General features: G+C 44.8%; 18 protein-coding genes. 11 read left to right on the top strand and 7 right to left on the bottom strand.

Translation table 11 applies throughout. The features are described from left to right. Positions 1-13 precede the first annotated feature (13 nt). From QWZ13_RS18975 to QWZ13_RS19015, 9 genes are read left to right on the top strand one after another with little or no spacing between them, the layout of a single operon-like run. Positions 14-628, top strand: coding sequence for a YggT family protein (locus QWZ13_RS18975; RefSeq protein WP_290283154.1), 615 nt, complete (start codon positions 14-16; stop codon positions 626-628). A gap of 9 nt (positions 629-637) precedes the next feature. Further along, the gene (gene metX / locus QWZ13_RS18980; protein ID WP_290283155.1) at positions 638-1,786 is read left to right on the top strand and encodes a homoserine O-succinyltransferase MetX; all 1,149 of its coding nucleotides are present in this window, start codon (positions 638-640) and stop codon (positions 1,784-1,786) included. Further along, a complete protein-coding gene (gene metW / locus QWZ13_RS18985) occupies positions 1,783-2,376 on the top strand; it encodes a methionine biosynthesis protein MetW (RefSeq protein WP_290283156.1) in 594 nt (197 codons plus the stop codon). Before metX ends, metW begins: the two co-directional genes overlap by 4 nt. Before the next feature lie 30 nt (positions 2,377-2,406). Beyond that, on the top strand, positions 2,407-2,844 hold the full coding sequence (locus QWZ13_RS18990; protein ID WP_290283157.1) for a DUF4426 domain-containing protein: 438 nt from the start codon (positions 2,407-2,409) through the stop codon (positions 2,842-2,844). A gap of 2 nt (positions 2,845-2,846) precedes the next feature. After that, entirely contained in the window at positions 2,847-3,467 is a 621-nt protein-coding gene (gene rdgB / locus QWZ13_RS18995) for an RdgB/HAM1 family non-canonical purine NTP pyrophosphatase (protein WP_290283158.1), read from the top strand. Next, positions 3,468-4,616, top strand: a complete 1,149-nt coding sequence (gene hemW, locus QWZ13_RS19000) for a radical SAM family heme chaperone HemW (protein ID WP_290283159.1) — start codon at positions 3,468-3,470, stop codon at positions 4,614-4,616. It abuts the gene before it with no gap. Position 4,617: 1 nt separating this feature from the next. After that, complete coding sequence (waaA, locus tag QWZ13_RS19005; protein ID WP_290283160.1) at positions 4,618-5,928, top strand: lipid IV(A) 3-deoxy-D-manno-octulosonic acid transferase; 1,311 nt, start codon at positions 4,618-4,620, stop codon at positions 5,926-5,928. 22 nt (positions 5,929-5,950) lie between these two features. Then, a complete protein-coding gene (locus QWZ13_RS19010; protein ID WP_290283428.1) occupies positions 5,951-6,241 on the top strand; it encodes a peptidylprolyl isomerase in 291 nt (96 codons plus the stop codon). Beyond that, on the top strand, positions 6,238-6,906 hold the full coding sequence (locus QWZ13_RS19015; RefSeq protein ID WP_290283161.1) for an HAD family hydrolase: 669 nt from the start codon (positions 6,238-6,240) through the stop codon (positions 6,904-6,906). Before QWZ13_RS19010 ends, QWZ13_RS19015 begins: the two co-directional genes overlap by 4 nt. Here the strand turns inward: QWZ13_RS19015 and QWZ13_RS19020 are convergent. From QWZ13_RS19020 to QWZ13_RS19035, 4 genes are all read right to left on the bottom strand, one after another. Beyond that, positions 6,903-7,802, bottom strand: coding sequence for a LysR family transcriptional regulator (locus tag QWZ13_RS19020; protein ID WP_290283162.1), 900 nt, complete (start codon positions 7,800-7,802; stop codon positions 6,903-6,905). The genes QWZ13_RS19015 and QWZ13_RS19020 overlap by 4 nt on opposite strands. Before the next feature lie 72 nt (positions 7,803-7,874). After that, positions 7,875-8,339: a hypothetical protein gene (locus QWZ13_RS19025; protein WP_290283163.1), complete on the bottom strand. Its 465-nt coding sequence runs from the start codon at positions 8,337-8,339 to the stop codon at positions 7,875-7,877. 133 nt (positions 8,340-8,472) lie between these two features. Then, a complete protein-coding gene (locus QWZ13_RS19030) occupies positions 8,473-8,838 on the bottom strand; it encodes a hypothetical protein (protein WP_290283164.1) in 366 nt (121 codons plus the stop codon). Next, on the bottom strand, positions 8,829-9,032 hold the full coding sequence (locus tag QWZ13_RS19035) for a hypothetical protein (protein ID WP_290283165.1): 204 nt from the start codon (positions 9,030-9,032) through the stop codon (positions 8,829-8,831). The genes QWZ13_RS19030 and QWZ13_RS19035 overlap by 10 nt, the downstream gene beginning before the upstream one ends. A gap of 33 nt (positions 9,033-9,065) precedes the next feature. Here QWZ13_RS19035 and QWZ13_RS19040 point away from each other — a divergent pair, with 33 nt between their 5' ends. Next, positions 9,066-10,061 carry an NADP-dependent oxidoreductase gene (locus tag QWZ13_RS19040; protein WP_290283166.1) on the top strand — a complete coding sequence of 332 codons (996 nt, stop codon included), beginning with the start codon at positions 9,066-9,068 and terminating at the stop codon, positions 10,059-10,061. Between the two features lie 511 nt (positions 10,062-10,572). Continuing rightward, a complete protein-coding gene (katG, locus tag QWZ13_RS19045; RefSeq protein WP_290283167.1) occupies positions 10,573-12,783 on the top strand; it encodes a catalase/peroxidase HPI in 2,211 nt (736 codons plus the stop codon). A 96-nt stretch (positions 12,784-12,879) separates the two neighbouring features. On the opposite strand, the gene QWZ13_RS19050 is transcribed toward katG, so the two are convergent. From QWZ13_RS19050 to QWZ13_RS19060, 3 genes are read right to left on the bottom strand one after another with little or no spacing between them, the layout of a single operon-like run. After that, the gene (locus tag QWZ13_RS19050; protein ID WP_290283429.1) at positions 12,880-13,776 is read right to left on the bottom strand and encodes a M14 family metallopeptidase; all 897 of its coding nucleotides are present in this window, start codon (positions 13,774-13,776) and stop codon (positions 12,880-12,882) included. Next, positions 13,712-13,849: a hypothetical protein gene (locus QWZ13_RS19055; RefSeq protein ID WP_290283168.1), complete on the bottom strand. Its 138-nt coding sequence runs from the start codon at positions 13,847-13,849 to the stop codon at positions 13,712-13,714. The genes QWZ13_RS19050 and QWZ13_RS19055 overlap by 65 nt, the downstream gene beginning before the upstream one ends. A 7-nt stretch (positions 13,850-13,856) precedes the next feature. Then, a complete protein-coding gene (locus QWZ13_RS19060) occupies positions 13,857-16,583 on the bottom strand; it encodes a hypothetical protein (RefSeq protein ID WP_290283169.1) in 2,727 nt (908 codons plus the stop codon). Positions 16,584-16,647: the final 64 nt, after the last annotated feature.

The raw sequence follows: 16,647 nt of genomic DNA on the forward strand, positions 1-16,647 counted from the left end.
TAAGGAGTAACACATGCTCGGCGAATTAGCGGTACTGATTATACGAACGGCCTTTAGCATTGTACTAATTGCGCTCGTGGCGCGTTTTTTAGCGCAAATAGCGAGAGCCAACTTTAACAACCCTCTAGCCCACACTGTTATTAAAATTACGACGCCATTTTTGAACCCAGCGCGTCGCGTTATTCCCAGTGTAGGCGGGCTAGATTTCGCTGCGCTAGTGGTGGTTTTTCTAGGTCAGCTAATATTAGCCAACCTAGTGATTGCTTTGTTAGGCGTTAACCCTATTCCGTACCTTAGCCAACTCGTAATTTGGGCCATTGTCAGTGTGGCTGGATTAATTTTAGTGGTCTTACAATGGAGCATGATTATCAGCGCTGTAGGTGGCTTGCTGACGATGGGGCAATACAACCCATTCTTGGCATTCTTACAAGAAATTGTCGAGCCATTTGTTGGACCGTTGCGCAAATTAAACATGCAAGTTGGCATGCTCGATTTATCTTATTTAGTCGGCTTTTTAATTATTATTATTCTGCGCGATTTCATTATCGGCGGCGCGATTCTCAGCTCGACGGGGTATTATAATTTTGTGATGGGCCTTAAAGGCTTGCATCCGTTTTTTGGACTTTAAGGAAAACCAATGCCAAGGGATATCCCAGCAGATAGCGTCGGTATTGTCACACCAAACCTAGCGTCTTTCGAGCAACCTTTGCCATTACGCAGCGGCCGCTCTTTGCCACGCTACGATTTAATGTATGAGACCTATGGCGAACTCAACGCAGATAAATCGAATGCAATTCTCATTTGTCATGCCCTCAGCGGCCATCATCATGCCGCCGGGTATCATAGCGAACAAGATGATAAACCTGGTTGGTGGGATGCCTGTATTGGTCCAGGAAAGGCGATAGACACGCAGCGTTACTTTGTGGTGTCTCTAAATAACCTAGGGGGCTGTCATGGCTCAACCGGCCCTACGTCAATAGACCCTGAAACGGGTGAACGATACGGCCCTAACTTTCCTATTATGGCCGTGCGAGACTGGGTGAAAAGCCAAGCACGTTTAGCCGATTATTTAGGCATTGATTGCTGGCATGCCGTTGTTGGCGGGTCTTTAGGAGGCATGCAGGCACTGCGCTGGTCTATTGACTACCCAGCCCGACTAAAAAAATGCGTGGTCATCGCCTCGGCGCCAAAATTGACGGCGCAAAATATTGGTTTTAACGAGGTGGCACGCCAAGCCATTACCAGCGATCCCGATTTTCATCAGGGGTATTATTATCAACACAACACCCTTCCAAAACGTGGCTTATCTTTAGCCAGAATGTTGGGCCACATTACCTATTTATCGGATGATTCAATGCGCGATAAATTTGGCCGAGATCTAAAAACTGGAAAACTGAGTTTTGATTATGGGGTCGATTTTGAAGTCGAAAGTTACTTGCGATATCAAGGTGAAATTTTCTCCGATAAGTTCGATGCCAATAGTTACTTGTTAATGACCAAGGCATTAGACTACTTTGACCCGGCCGCTGACCACGGTGATGACTTAAGCCGATGTTTAAACCAAAGCCAATGTGATTTTTTGGTGGTTTCGTTTTCTACCGATTGGCGTTTTAACCCCAGTCGCAGCAAAGAAATTGTGGATGCATTAGTGCGAGGTCAAAAGTCGGTGTCTTATTTAGAAATTGATGCCCCTCAAGGTCACGATGCCTTTTTGTTTCCAATACCTGAATACGTTGGCATCGTATCTGGATTTTTAGCTAAACCAAGTCAGGGGCTGAGCTCATGAGAACCGATTTGCAAGCGATCAGCCAATGGATCACTCCAGGTGAACGAGTACTCGATTTAGGTTGTGGTGATGGTGAATTATTAGCCTACCTTAAGAAAGAAAAACAAGTTACGGGCTATGGCATGGAAATTGACACGCAAAAAATTGTCAGCTGTGTCGAGAAAGGCGTAGAGGTGATTCATCAAGACTTAAATGACAGCTTAGACTACATTGATGATCAAAGTTTTGATACCGTCCTCATGACTCAATCGCTACAACAAACCAATGCGCCCGATAAAATTGTCGATGACATGTTACGTATCGGTAAACGCGCCATTGTGACGTTCCCAAACTTTGGTCATTGGACGACTCGAATTTACTTAGGTTTACGAGGCATGATGCCAATGTCCGATGCCCTTCCCTTTCGATGGTACGATACTCCTAACATTCACTTTTGTACCTTTAAAGATTTTGAAGTGCTCTGCAAAGAACACAATATCGATATTCTGATGCGTACCGTGGTAGACAGCGAACATGAAGCCAACTGGAAAATTAAAATGCTGCCTAATATGTTAGGTGAAGTGGCTTTGTATCACCTTGGCAAAAAATAATTATTTCAGTAGCCTTAAGGAAATAACATAATGAAAAAACTACTGTTTTCCATCGCGATCGTCTGTGCGGCTCTACAAAGTTTCGTGCACGCTGAGCAAAAGGTCGAGTTTAATGGCTATGAGCTTCACTATATCGTGCTAAACACAACAGAGCTCAGCCCAGAAATAGCAAAGCGCTACGACATCAGCCGTTCGGGCAAACGTGCGTTTGTGAATTTATCCGTTCTGAAACAAGACCAAGACAGCATACCTTTTGCCGTAGAAGCCAAGGTGACGGCATTGCAACGCAATTTAATGGGGCAGCGCGGAGACATTGCCTTGCGCACTTTCAAAGAAGGCAAAGCCATATATCACATTGGTGATTTTCTAATTTTTGACAAAGAAACTATTTGGCTCGATATCACCGTCGACATCGAAGGTGAAGACACCTTTGAATTTACATTTCCACAACAAGTATGGCGAAACTGATTATGAACCAACCTCAACAATGGGTGTTAGCATCGAATAATGCCGGCAAATTAAAAGAATTTTCCGAATTGTTAACGCCTCTCGATATCTCCATTAAACCGCAAAAGGAATTTGGCGTAGAAGATGCCATTGAAGACGGTTTGAGTTTTGTTGAAAACGCCATCATCAAAGCTCGGCACGCGGCTAGTATTACTGGCCTGCCCGCTTTGGCTGACGATTCAGGATTAGAAATAGATGCTTTAAATGGAGCGCCAGGTATCTACAGCGCACGTTTCAGTGCCATGCATGGCGGTGAAAAATCTGACCAAGCTAATTTACAATTGGCACTTGAACGATTAAAAGACACCCCGACTGAACATCGATCCGCAAGATTTCAATGCGTGCTTGCGTTTATGCGGCACGCAGAAGACCCAACCCCTTTAATAATTCAACGAAGTTGGGAAGGCCAAATTTTAAATGAGCCTCGGGGTGAAAATGGGTTTGGATATGATCCGATTTTTTGGGTAGAGGCCCATCAATGTAGCAGTGCTGAGCTCACTAAAGAACAAAAGAATGCATTAAGCCATCGTGGTCAAGCGGTAAAAGCATTTGCCGAGCAAATCAAACAGCGATTAGGCCGATAGTTGAGTATTTTGCCCCCGTTATCGGTGTATGTGCATGTACCTTGGTGCATTCGAAAATGCCCTTATTGTGATTTTAATTCTCATGCTTCAAAAGCTGAGGACATCCCAGAACACGATTTTATTCAGCAGCTCATTGCCGACATAAAGCAAGATGCACCACTAGCGCAAGGGCGCTTAATCTCCACAGTATTTTTTGGCGGCGGCACGCCAAGTTTGTTATCCGATAAAGCCATTGCCACCATTATAGATGCGCTCAACGACACCATCGGCTTTGAAGATCATGCCGAGATCACTCTAGAAGCTAACCCCGGGACAGCTGAAGCCAATAAGTTTAAAGGCTTCGCGAAAGCTGGCGTGAATCGGTTATCGATTGGCGTGCAAAGTTTTAATAATCAACGATTAACCGCTCTCGGGCGAATTCATAATCGAGACGAAGCGAAAAGAGCCGCACAATTTGCCCACGATGCCGGCTTAAGCAATTTCAATATCGACCTTATGCACGGATTGCCAAACCAATCTGAGGCCGAGGCACTCGATGACATTGACCAAGCGCTCGCTTTATCGCCACAGCACATAAGCTGGTATCAACTCACCATTGAAGCCAATACAGAGTTTTATCGCGCGCCACCCACGCTGCCTGAAGATGATGTCTTATGGGCTATACAGAAAGCAGGCCAAGCTCATTTGGCCGCCAACGGCTTTGGCCAATATGAAGTCTCGGCCTATTGTAAGCCTGGCAAAGAAAGTCGGCACAATCTGAACTATTGGCGTTACGGTGATTATCTCGGCGTAGGTCCGGGTGCCCATGGTAAAATTACCCAGACTTTGCCCAATTTTACGATCAGGCGCACACGAAAAACTCGGCTTCCCAAAGATTACCTAAGAACCGATCGATTATTGGTACGGCATGAAGAGTACGTCGACCCCACTGATCGACCCTTTGACTATTTTATTAATACCCTTAGATTACGAGAAGCGACCTCCATTGGGCACTTTGAACAGTTTACTGGGTTAAATGCTGAGACGATAAAGCCCACACTTCAAGCCCTCATTGAAAAGGGCTGGCTTGAAAAAAATTCAGAATTCATTAAAACAACCGATTTAGGTTATCTATACTTAAACGACGTGTTAGCCCATTGGTTAGATTAACATGCACCCTAAAATAGCTTTATTTTTATATTCAATGTTGTGGTGGCCCGTAGCCACTTTGGCCTTAATTCGCCTATATTTAAAAAGTTTAAAACAACCCAGCTATCGCAAACGAATCAAAGAACGTTTTGGTGTTTGGCCCAGCATGCCCACCGGCAGTTTTTGGGTACATGCGGTAAGCGTAGGCGAAGTTATTGCCTGCAAAGAGCTGGTAGAACAGTGGATGCTAAAGCACCCTAATACGCCTGTACTGATCACCACGATGACCCCTACTGGTTCAGACACTGTTAAAAAGCTATTTGCAGGGCGAGTGTTTCATGCCTATTTACCTTGGGATTTTCAAAGCACGCAACGCCGGTTAGTGCAGCAATTAAAGCCTTGTTCTTTAACCATCATGGAAACGGAACTCTGGCCCAATTTAATTCATGCTTGCTACGCAGAACAAGTGCCCGTGATTGTTGCGAACGCCCGCTTATCTGAGCGATCTTTTCGCGGCTACCGTCGGTTCTCTGCGTTAACTCAACCCATGCTACAAAGAGTTTCTGGCATCGCAGCACAACATGCCCCCGACGCTGAACGCTTTGCTAAACTCGGAGTGCATTCAAAATGCCTGCAAGTGACAGGCTCTATTAAGTTTGACATTGCCCCCAACGATGCACTGCAGGCCGATATTAAACGATGGAAACAATCACTCAATGGTCGCCCAACTTGGATTGCGGCTAGCACGCACCCTGGTGAAGAGGCCATTTTGTTAGAAGTTCACCAGCACATCGTAAAGCAAATACCGAATGCTTTACTCCTGTTAGTGCCTCGACACATTGAGCGTTCAGATAAAATATCCGAGCTCATTCGCCAGCAAGGCTTTCAATTTTCAAAGCGCTCAGTCGATACTCACTGTGCCGACCGAGACTCTGTATTTTTAGTTGATACATTAGGTGAATTAATGCTGTTCTACGGCATAGCCGATGCCGCCTTTATAGGAAATTCTTTAAACAACGGTGGCGGACACAACCCAATCGAACCCGCTTCGCTGGCCGTGCCAGTTATCAGCGGCAACAGCTACATAAACTTTCAAACCATTTTCGATGCCATGAAACTCGATAATGCCGCGATCATAGTTGATACTCCAGAGCAACTCACGCAGCGTATTCTCGGACTGTTTAAATCAAGAGATTTAAGAGACACTTTCGGACAAAAGGCTTTTCAGTTTTACCAGCAACAGCAAGGCGCACTGGGTAGGCTCATTACTTGGGTTGAAGTACTCACCAGAACAAAAAAGTTATCTGCAAAGCAACCCAAAGAAACGCTTTAAATATTTGATAGGAGTAACATCTATGGCTAAACCAGCCAACCTTGCTTGTGCTAGGCATATATTAGTGAAGCAAAAAGACCAAGCCGAAAAAATATTAGCGGAACTTAAAAAAGGGGCAGACTTCGGTAAACTCGCTAAAAAGCACTCCACTTGCCCATCGGCAAAAAAAGGCGGTGACTTAGGCGAATTCCGCCGTGGTCAAATGGTAAAAGCCTTTGATGACATTGTATTTAAAAAAGAGGTGCTCGCCATTCATGGCCCAGTAAAAACAAAATTTGGATTTCACATAATTCAAACTATTTACCGCCAATGAACCGCATACAACATATAATATGGGATTTTAACGGCACCTTACTCGATGATGTCGAGCTATGTATCAACATTATGAATAGGCTGCTAATCAAGCGAGGTCTGCCTTTGTTAGACCGAGCGAGATATTCAGAGGTTTTTCAGTTTCCGGTCATTCATTATTACCAGGCTCTAGGGTTTGATTTTCAACAAGATCCTTTTAAAAATCTTGCGCAAGAATATATAACACCCTACAACAAATCAGTTCGACACTGCTCACTGTATCCTGGTGCGTTCAATACACTGGCTTACTTTAAAGAAGGCGGTATAAAACAGTATATTCTTTCGGCTTTTGAGCACGACGAGCTAATGCAGGTATTGAAACATTTAGACATATTGCATTATTTTGACGATGTAACTGGTTTAGACAACCAACACGCCGCCAGCAAACTTCAACAAGGTAGCCAACTACTAAAAGCTAACGCCATTAACCCGGAAACTGCGTTAATTATAGGAGACACTCACCACGACTATGATGTAGCCAACGAACTTAATACCCATTGCCTACTCATAGACCACGGCCATCAGTCTAGGCAAAAGTTAATGGCTTTAACTCAACAGGTTGTGAGTGATTTTGAGCAAATTTACCCCTTTGTACAATCATTTGAGCTCAGCCAGGCTTCCGTTTAAGCTTTTAAATTCGAAACAATAAAATCAACCGCCGTCTTAATTTTTGGCACTAAGTAGCGCTGTTTTTGATACAACAAAAACACGCCAAAATCCGGTTGCTGAGTTATGTTAACCGGGGTGTCAAAGTGGATTTCTTGTAGCGCACCCGACTCTAGATAAGGCTGAGTCACCCACTTCGGTAGCATCAAAATCCCCTCGCCTTTCACAGCCCGATCGACTAACCAATGCCCACTATTAGATATCAATACCGGCGTCCCTGAGACATCGTGCCATTGATTTTCGACAAAACATAACCAGGGCGTTGGTCCGGTGGGTGATTGAAAAAATAAGCCTCGATGAGCTTTTAAATCGAAAGGATGTTTAGGTGTACCGGCACTGTCTAAATAAGCCTGTGCGGCTACAGGGTAGAAATCGTTTTGCATGAGCTTTACCGCTACAACTCGCTCGTTGGGTGCATAGCCTCCTCGTATTGCAATGTCGACATCATCGCGATCGAATGCAGAAAGTTGATCGCTGAGCGTAAGGTCGAGCATGACTTTAGGGTATTGCACTGAGAATTGGTCCAACAACGGAATGAGCACCTGCTCACCAAAGCCCACCATAGAACTGATCTTAAGTCGCCCCATCGGTTCTGAATGGTAACTGCGCACCGACTCATCGGATTGCTCTAAGGCACGAATAATTGCATCGACCTGTAAATAATAATTTCGGCCAACTTCCGTTAACTTCACCACCCGAGTAGTCCGCTTCAGCAAAGTAGCCCCTAAACTCGCCTCTAGATCAGCCACTCGTCTAGACAATGAAGAAGGAGGTACATTGAAGCGCGCAGCCGCTTGCGTAAAGCTACCTGTTTGAGCCACCGCAACAAAATATTTTAACGCCCGTAATTGATCCATAGAACCTGACTAATACTTTTGAAATAAGAAAAAACTCAAACACACCAATTTACAAATTAACCTTTAATAAACTTACTCAGCTAAAGGCCGAATACACTGTATTTCAGTCTGATCTTCTGCCGTAAAGGCCATAAACTTTTTACCAATTTTAGCGAGTTTAAAAGTAACGGTTTTTTGTTGCAGGATATCTTGCTTAAATGAGCTGGCAACGCCGTTTAACAGTGGGTAAGGTGAAATAATATCGCCTGACAACTGGCTAACAACTAGCTGGTTATTCACAAAGGTCCACTTCGCTTTCAGACTAGCAGCTAATGGCACCTCCGTATTTAACCTTGGATAAAAAAACAACAGGTTGCCTGATCCAAGCAAATGACCATTATCGTTTATGCTTAAATCCCCTATCGCAAGCGTATCACCATATTGGGTGTGTACACTGCTTTGGCATTGCCACTCCCCAAGTATGTATGGTCGGTAGTCGGTCGCGGCAAAAACGAATTGGCCAGCAAACACCAGAAATAGCACAACGAGTAAACGCATATCAAAGAGCCGTTCATGGAAAATAGCAGTTTAGCGCTGCGCATTGGGAGTGTATATAGGTTTTGGGCTGCGGGCTGCGGGCTGCGTGTTTAAAGACTAAAACACACCGCTGAACAAAGCTTTGGTGGGGAATTCACCTAGCTCGGGAATCTGAGCCATGGATGGCGAACTTTAGCGACACATGGATGTGCTTGAGCGACCGAGATAGGTTGATTTTCCGCCGAAGCCACCTTTGATGCTGAACGGTTAAATAGACTAAAACACACTGCAGTACAAAGCTTTGGTGGGAAATTAACTTAGCTCGGGAATCTGAGCCATGGATGGCGAAGTTTAGCGGCACATGGATGTGCTTGAGCGACCGAGATAGGTTGATTTTCCGCCGAAGCCACCTTTGATGCTGAACGGTTAAATAGACTAAAACACACTGCAGTACAAAGCTTTGGTGGGAAATTAACTTAGCTCGGGAATCTGAGCCATGGATGGCGAAGTTTAGCGGCACACGGATGTGCTTGAGCGACCGAGATAGGTTGATTTTCCGCCGAAGCGACCTTTGACGCTGAACGATAAATAAAAGCTAGAACGCGCTTCGTTTATCTTGAAAAACCCTATTATTGTCATAAAAACAATAAAGATACGTAAAATCCACCCTATATGAAGCCATTTTAATAAATAAAAATCACCCCATATTATCAATGTCGAAACAACAACCTTATTTTGGAATCCTAAATGCCTACTTATAAAGCCATCAATCTGATTAAACGCCCTACGGGTCCTAGCAGCCCAGAATTGTTTGAAATTGTTGAAAAAGAAGTACCTAACATTAAAAGTGGTGAGTTTTTAATTAAACAGAATCACATGTCATTAGACCCAGCTATGTTTGGTTGGATGTCGCCTGACACAGAAAGCTACATTCCACCCGTGGAACTGGGAACAGTAATGCGCTCTTCTGGTGTAGGTGAAGTGATTGAATCACAACACCCAGACTTCGCCGTTGGCGACAAAGTGAATGGCATGTTTGGCTGGACTGAAATGCTGGTCAGCGATGGTACTGGCGTAAATAAATTAGATAAGAGCTTATCTGATGAAATGATACTCTCGGTTTTTGCACTACCGGGTTTAACGGCTACAAAAGGCTTATACAGTTTTGGTAAGCCTAAAGAAGGCGAGACAATTGTCGTGACTGGCGCTGCAGGCTCTGTTGGTTCAATTGTGGGTCAGCTGGCAAAAGCGGATGGCTTGCGTGTTATTGGTGTAGCCGGTAGTGAAGAAAAATGCGCTTGGTTGACCGATGAATTAGGTTTTGATGGTGCCATTAACTATAAGTCTGACGATATTTCAGCTCAATTAAATGAGCTGACGCCAAATGGTATTGATGTTTACTTTGAAAATACCGGCGGTCCAATTCAAAAGCTGGTCTTTGACCGCATGAACGCCCATGGCCGATTAATCGTTTGCGGCATGATTGCAGATTACGTGGGCGGCGAACCTGCACCAGGTCCTAGCTGGATGAATGCCATTCGTAAGCGCTTGACCATTCAAGGCTTCACCATGCCAGATCACTTTCATGAAACCCCTCAACTACTTGAGAAGTTAACCCCTTATGTGATGGCGGGCAAAATCAAATACCGTAGCCACACCCTAGAAGGTTTAGAGTCAGCTATTGAAGGCTTGAACTTATTCTTTACCGGTGGAAACAAAGGTAAGTTGATCGTTAAGCTTTAAGTTTTAAGTTTTAAGTTTTTTTAACTTATATTTAATGCCAGCGTTGGTCGACTTTCGCTGGCATTTTTGTATTTAAAAGAGGTTATTGCATGGAGCTTAACCCAATAAGATTACCTTCAGTATCCATACAGACACTCACATAGCCAAACTCACCGATCTACATTTTGGGGTTAATTATGGTCCCTCTAAGTGCGCTTTTAAATTATCTAAAATATTTTGCCAACCCTGCTATTGCAATTCAGCGCTGTTAGAGCCTGCTGCATAGTACTCGCTAAAAAGTTTGCCTTTATGCAGCATTGAGACCAGCAAAAGTCTATTCAACTAGACACCCTTTCACACCTCTTCATTCTAAAAAATAGAACATATTGTGCCAAATAATCAATTATACAGAACCAAACCCACCCTCTAGACTGTGATTAACAAATGGATCATCAGATCAAAACCTTGCGATCGTCTACACTGATCAACCTGATCAATAGGCCTCCATATAACAACCAAAAGGTAGAATGCTATGAGCAATGAAAATGTAGGAAAGTGCCCTGTAATGCACGGCGGCAATACTAAGTTGGCAAACAGCGGTACCCAAAACGTAGATTGGTGGCCAAATCAACTGAACTTAAAAATATTGCATCAAAACGATACTAAGTCTGACCCTTTAGATGCAAACTTTGATTATGCAAAGGCCTTTCAGGCACTGAACTTAAAAGACGTAAAAGCGACGATCGAAACGGTTTTAACGGACTCCAAGGATTGGTGGCCGGCCGATTACAATCACTATGGTCCATTTATGGTACGTATGGCTTGGCACTCGGCGGGCACTTACCGGACTGCGGACGGTCGCGGCGGAGCTGGTAGTGGCAGTCAGCGTTTTGCACCGCTCAACAGCTGGCCAGACAACGGCAATCTAGACAAAGCTCGTCGATTGCTTTGGCCAGTAAAGAAAAAATACGGCCGAGCGTTATCGTGGGCCGATTTATTTATTTTAGCCGGCAACGTATCAATAGAGTCTATGGGGTTAAAAACCTATGGTTTTAGTGGCGGCCGCGAGGACATCTGGGAACCAGAAGAGGATATCTACTGGGGTGCAGAAAAAGAATGGCTTGGCGATAACCGTTACTCGGGTGATCGCGAACTTGAAGCGCCACTTGCTGCGGTACAAATGGGTTTAATCTACGTGAACCCAGAAGGCCCTAATGGCAACCCATACCCATTGGCCTCTGGACGCGACGTACGAGACACCTTTGCCCGAATGGGTATGGACGACTATGAAACAGTCGCCCTTGTCGCTGGCGGTCATACCTTTGGTAAAGCACACGGCGCCGGCGATGCAAGCTTAGTTGGCGCTGAGCCTGAAGCCGCGGCTATAGAAGAAATGGGTTTCGGTTGGAAAAGCCAATTCGGTAAAGGCCATGGTCGTGACACCATCACCAGTGGCATCGAAGGCGCTTGGACACCGACACCAACTCAATGGGACAACAGCTATTTTGAAGTACTTCTTGGGTATGAATGGGAACTGACTAAAAGCCCTGCTGGCGCGCATCAATGGAAAGCCGTCGGACTGGCTGAGAGTGACCATGCGCCCGATGCTGAAGACGCCAATATCCCAGTCGGCCTGATGATGACGACCGCTGATATGTCTTTGAAGCTCGATCCTGAGTATCGAAAAATTTCAGAGCACTTTCAGAAAAACCCAAATGAATTTGCCGATGCCTTTGCAAAAGCATGGTTTAAGTTAACCCACCGAGACATGGGACCTAAATCTCGATACATCGGTGAAGAAGTACCGGCCGAAGATTTAATTTGGCAAGATCCGATTCCTACGGTGGATCATCCTTTGGTTAATGAAACTGATATCGCCGAATTAAAGAAATCGGTATTGTCTTCGGGTCTTTCCACGGCAGAGATTATTTATACGGCTTGGTCGTCGGCCTCAACTTTTCGAGGATCGGATTTCCGTGGCGGGGCTAATGGAGCTCGTATTCGATTAGCACCGCAAAAAGATTGGGCGGTGAACAAGCCCGAACAATTGCAAAAGGTACTATCTGTATACGAACAAATTCAAAGTGCGTTTAACGGTGCACAAAGTGACGGCAAAAAAATATCTATGGCCGATTTAATTGTACTCGCTGGCTGTGCGGCGATAGAGCAGGCAACGCGTGAAGCGGGGAATGAGAGAGTCGTACCTTTTACTCCGGGTCGAACCGATGCCAGCCAAGCGCAAACCGATGTTGAATCGTTTGCAGCACTTGAACCCGTGGCCGATGGTTTCCGTAATTACTGCCCGCGACAATACAACATATCAATGGAAGAGCTACTGTTGGATAGAGCACAGCTGCTAACGTTAACAGCACCGGAAATGACTGTATTATTGGGCGGCCTACGCGCCCTAAATGTAACGGTGAACGACGATTCGACCGGGGTGCTTACTCAAACACCCGGAGCATTGAATCATAATTTTTTCGTGAATATTACAGATATGGACATTAACTGGATACCGACTGATGACGATGCTCAAACCTTTTACGGAATTGATCGAACTCGTGGCAAGAAAAAATGGACGGCCAGCCGAGCAGACTTAGTCTTTGGCTCGAACTCGCAGCTAAGAGCATTGGCAGAGTTTTATGCAAGCGATGATGCCAATGATCAGTTCACCACTGATTTTATTAGCGCCTGGGTTAAGGTTATGAATGCGGATCGATTTGAACTGCGTCTCAATCAATAACGTTAATTCACACAACTCCTAATTACACGGCCTTTAAGCTTGAAGGCCGTGCTTTATATGGAGCGATGCTCTATCCAAATCGACACACCAAAATTTTCAACCATGTTTTAGTGCAAATTCGATAGCACTTTGAACTGCCACTGCTTGTGCTAAATTGCATTGCTCAGGAGTAGCTTTAAGGCTATCCGGGTACACCTCTGTTGTGGTTTTAAATGTCGCAGGTGTCATTCCCGCACATAAACCCAGTGCTTTTAGTGGGTAGCGAATCACACCTTTATCCGTAATCGGCGAACCAATTAACTCACCTTTTGAATCGGCTGGAGCTATATGAGTCACTTTCTCAACGGCTTCAATGATTGCTTTTTGAAACGCAGGCTGTGGATGTTCAGTATCATCTACTAGGTAAAAGCCATCGGGAATAATATGAGGGCCACTGAATTTTCCATCTCGTGCGGCTAACGCAGGGCGAAACTCTGTTTCATCGGTGTCCGTTGTTTCATGAAGGTCAATGTGCAACAAAATACGCTTTTGAATTGGCTCAACCAGACGAATTAAGGCGGCTGCTTCTTCGGCAGGACTGTTGTCTCTAAAAGAACGATTAGGGTCTATAGCGTTAGCATTCCAGCGGTGAATGCGTTCATAGCCCCAAGGGCTGACACAAGGTGCAATGAGCAAGTTCACTTTTTTACTGAAGCGTTCAGCATGTTCTTCTACAAACTTTAAAGCGCCATGCACGCCACTGGTTTCATAGCCATGCACACCGCCGGTCACTAATACCACCGGCAAATTCGCTTGCCAATTGCGAGTTCGAATGGCATAAAGTGGGTACTGATCAGCGCCATAATTTAACTGGCCATAAGTTTCCACATCAAACCGTTCCGCCAGTGCCTCAACTTTGCTAATCACATCTTTCTTATAACTTCGATGCTTAACCTGCTGCGACAGCCATTGTAATTTTTCGACGTCGCCCCACGGTTGTCCAGGCGTTCCTATCGGGTAGTGTTCTGTCGCAGTGGTCATTTTTGCCTCCAAATAATGTTGGATTAATATTAAATATTTTCTTCAAACGTAGCCTAAAACCCGCCTAATTGAATTTGGTATTCCAAGCTTACAGCGCCGCTATTTGGCTGAAAGTACAATGATAGACTGGGCTTAAGTTTAAGATTTGTATTTCTTAACACATTGACGTTGGGCGCAACACCCAACCCAAAGGCTAGCTCATTCGAATCGCCCACTTGCTGACTCAGCAAACTGAAATTTACTTCCGTATTACGCCAATACATCAGTGGCGTGAACGACCGACCAACTGGGCCTAAGTTAATTCGGTAATTGGCTTCCATTTGAGCGCTGTACCCAAGTTGATCTATCGGACTAAAAATACGCGGTTGGCTTAACATTGATTGCGGGGTATTAAGGTGCTGTAACGACAACGCAAAATCTACAGATTGCTTCTCATTAAAGCCTTCCATCGTTAACTTAGAGCTCGACAACCAGTTGATTGTTTGTTCGGCAAGGTAGAACTGGCCATCAATACTCTGCTCAAAGCCTGATGGTGTTTCTATTGCTTGAAAAGCACGCTCTTTTATTCGTTGATAACGAGTGCCATAAATTAATCGCGTCAACGAATCACCTTGATTGAATGCTTGACGCTCAACTCCAATGTATGGCTGCCACGTAGATTGATACACACCGAAATATTTTTCAATGGGTTGCTGAGCTAAAATACTCACGCTTGATTCCACTTGATCATTTTCGTTTATCATTTTTTCTATACGGGTTCGATAAAAAGGCCCCGCATCTGATCGATATTGTGCATTAATGCTACCGAACCAATCTTCTGCGCTGTCATCATACCCACTCGTGAGCTGGACATTCACTTTATCCATCACATCGTCTGAAAATATCGAAGCGCTTAATTGATCGCCATCGAATAACAATTTCCAACTGTGAGGATTCCATAAGTGCCGAACCGGCGAGTAAGGCTCGCTCTCAAAGGTAACTTGAGTAATTTCAACCTCGGTGATCGGCAGGTGCTGCTCTAGCGCTTCCATAAATATCGGTGCGGAACGCGGCTGTGCATCCACCGGCTTCCAGTGAGTCGGAGCTTGAGGTAAATCTTTAAATTCAACCGCTACGACTTGCTGACCTTGCGCCGTATAATCAGCCATCACTACCCGTTGGTTAACTTTATCCCAATGTAAAAAATAACTGCCATAAGGGCGTGTTGCTACCTGATATGTTTTGTCGGATGCACGTGAACGGGCGTAAACTTGATCTATGCCAGAAACATCGGAACTATAAAGTAGCCAATGCTCTGTTAATATAGGAGATCGCAACGTTTCATGCGAGTTAGGTTTAAGTAAAGTTGTATTTTCTAGCTCGCGGTCAATATGATACACGCCATCGGATTCGCCCCCAGACAAGACGTAAACCCAGCCATCTTGAACAGGCCGAATATCGTAAGCAATACTGTAGTTCGGTAAAGGTACAACTTTCAATAAACCGCCTTTTTTATCTAACAAAACAAATTCACTGCTTCTGTCTTCATTAAAACGATTGACTAAAAACTGATGATGGTTACTACCCACATAAGTAAAGCGCTCTCCAACTGAGAGTTGTTGCTCTCCTTCATCTTGGCTCCAGCAATACAAATCCGCAGTGTCTCGAAAGGGCTTTTTGGCATGGGGCTTTTCTTCGATCCAACACCATTGATGGTTATGCGCGACAACCGACATTGTTTTTGATCCGCCATAGTAACTGCGAGCGGCCCGATTTGTTAACGGTTGAATAAGTCGGTCGCGCCCCTCTTCAATGACCACAATCGATGAGCCCAACTTGGCGTCAACCTTAACGGCAAATACTTGTTGATCCACAACGTTAATGGGGTAAAAACTTTGCCAATGCTCTCCTTGTTGCCCCTTAATTAAGTCAACCCTGGAAACATCCAATGTGCTTTGTTGATGCTGCCAATAGCTTTGTAATGACGACACCATGTGTTGGTAGTGTTTACTTAAAGTTAACCCAGTTTCTTTTTTTAACGCACTGTCTAAGTTAAAACCCGACGGTGTCGCTAATCGGTTAATAATGCGATCGAACAGGTCGCTACCATACTCGCTACGCAAATAGGCCGTTAAATAGCGACCTAAAACATAAGGGCTGTGTCTCGGTGTGCGATCAAAGCCTGTACCTAGCATGGCTCTCTCGTATGAGTAGGGCGCGCGCTCCTGTAAATCTGTGCGATACCACAGATCGAACGAAGCTGTGCGACCCCGGCCGCCTTCAGTCATCAGTGTTTCACTTACTACGGCGTCACCTTCAAAAAACCAAGCAGGCAAAAATAGCGCTGAAAAAGCACCCGAGCCTAATTCACCGAGCGCAAAACTCATCGCCTTTGCCACTAGGTTGTCGCTCATTTGGTTATATTGAACAATGTGCCTACCTTCATGTACGGCAAGCGCGTCAAACCATTCTAACTGTGCAAAGGGGGCTGGCTTATTAAACCAAAGAGACCGGTAAGGCATTAGGCCAACATTGCCATTCGATGTATGCGCTCTTGTATAAAGAACAATTGGAATGGGCTTCATGGCTCGTGTCAGCGGCATTTCATTTAGGTGCTGATTCAAATAATAGTTTAGCTGAACCGCGACTCTTTGCGCATGTGAATGAATATTTGCTTCGTAGATCAAGCTAAACATGGGTTCGTGAATCACCCGCCATTGCGGCTTAGTGTCTATAGCACCCGCTAAAGGGATGCATGCACATAGAAACAACATTCTCAAAAAACGTTTGAAGATAGTCATTATTTTTTTTTGTATGCACTGCGACATAACACGCCTATAGTAAGTGGTGAACTCAATGATATGA

Origin of the sequence: Reinekea marina, from assembly GCF_030409715.1 — a bacterium.
GTDB lineage: Bacteria > Pseudomonadota > Gammaproteobacteria > Pseudomonadales > Natronospirillaceae > Reinekea > Reinekea marina.

Coding starts and splice junctions, on each gene's coding strand:
- katG (WP_290283167.1), top strand. CDS start 10,573: ATGAGCAATGAAAATGTAGGAAAGTGCCCTGTAATGCACGGCGGCAAT.
- QWZ13_RS18990 (WP_290283157.1), top strand. CDS start 2,407: ATGAAAAAACTACTGTTTTCCATCGCGATCGTCTGTGCGGCTCTACAA.
- QWZ13_RS19025 (WP_290283163.1), bottom strand. CDS start 8,339: ATGCGTTTACTCGTTGTGCTATTTCTGGTGTTTGCTGGCCAATTCGTT.
- waaA (WP_290283160.1), top strand. CDS start 4,618: ATGCACCCTAAAATAGCTTTATTTTTATATTCAATGTTGTGGTGGCCC.
- metX (WP_290283155.1), top strand. CDS start 638: ATGCCAAGGGATATCCCAGCAGATAGCGTCGGTATTGTCACACCAAAC.
- QWZ13_RS19020 (WP_290283162.1), bottom strand. CDS start 7,802: ATGGATCAATTACGGGCGTTAAAATATTTTGTTGCGGTGGCTCAAACA.
- rdgB (WP_290283158.1), top strand. CDS start 2,847: ATGAACCAACCTCAACAATGGGTGTTAGCATCGAATAATGCCGGCAAA.
- QWZ13_RS19015 (WP_290283161.1), top strand. CDS start 6,238: ATGAACCGCATACAACATATAATATGGGATTTTAACGGCACCTTACTC.
- metW (WP_290283156.1), top strand. CDS start 1,783: ATGAGAACCGATTTGCAAGCGATCAGCCAATGGATCACTCCAGGTGAA.
- QWZ13_RS19060 (WP_290283169.1), bottom strand. CDS start 16,583: ATGACTATCTTCAAACGTTTTTTGAGAATGTTGTTTCTATGTGCATGC.
- QWZ13_RS19010 (WP_290283428.1), top strand. CDS start 5,951: ATGGCTAAACCAGCCAACCTTGCTTGTGCTAGGCATATATTAGTGAAG.
- QWZ13_RS19040 (WP_290283166.1), top strand. CDS start 9,066: ATGCCTACTTATAAAGCCATCAATCTGATTAAACGCCCTACGGGTCCT.
- QWZ13_RS18975 (WP_290283154.1), top strand. CDS start 14: ATGCTCGGCGAATTAGCGGTACTGATTATACGAACGGCCTTTAGCATT.